The organism is Clostridium sp. MT-14 (assembly GCF_042436595.1).
GTDB lineage: Bacteria > Bacillota > Clostridia > Clostridiales > Clostridiaceae > Clostridium_B > Clostridium_B aromativorans.
The window spans coordinates 1-513 of the sequence record NZ_JBHMIY010000096.1 but is presented as its reverse complement, the minus strand read 5'-3'; the positions used below and the strand labels follow the sequence as shown (position 1 = coordinate 513).

1 protein-coding gene is annotated in these 513 nt (G+C 38.6%); it reads left to right on the top strand.

Translation table 11 applies throughout. From position 1 onward, the window contains the following. Positions 1-513, top strand: a 513-nt coding sequence (locus ACFHWD_RS20655) for an NAD(P)/FAD-dependent oxidoreductase (protein WP_190972291.1), incomplete at both ends; no start/stop codon positions are given.

Here is a 513-nt window from a genome sequence, read left to right as displayed (position 1 = left end):
AGGTGCAAATCCAAGGCTGTCAGGTTTTAAAAATGAGAAAGAATTGAGAGGAAGAGGAATTTCCTATTGTGCAACCTGTGATGCGGATTTCTTTACAGACCTGGATGTAGCAGTAGTGGGAGGTGGAGATTCAGCCATTACAGAAGCTATTTACCTTACAAAATTTGCAGAGAGCGTTACAGTCATACACAGGAGAGATGCCCTTAGGGCGACAAAATCTCTGCAGGACAGGGCTTTTCACAATCCTAAAATAAAATTTATATGGAATTCCATTGTGGAAGAAGCTGTAGGGGATGAAATATTGGAAGGATTACTTATAAAGAACAAGATTACAGGTGAAACCAGGAATTTGAAAGTAGACGGATGCTTTGTATTTGTAGGATATGAACCTATATCACAGCTGTTTCAGGGGAAGGTAACTATGGATGAAAAAGGTTATATTGTGACAGATGAGGATATGAGAACTAATATTTCAGGAGTATTTGCCGCAGGTGATATAAGAAAAAAATCCTT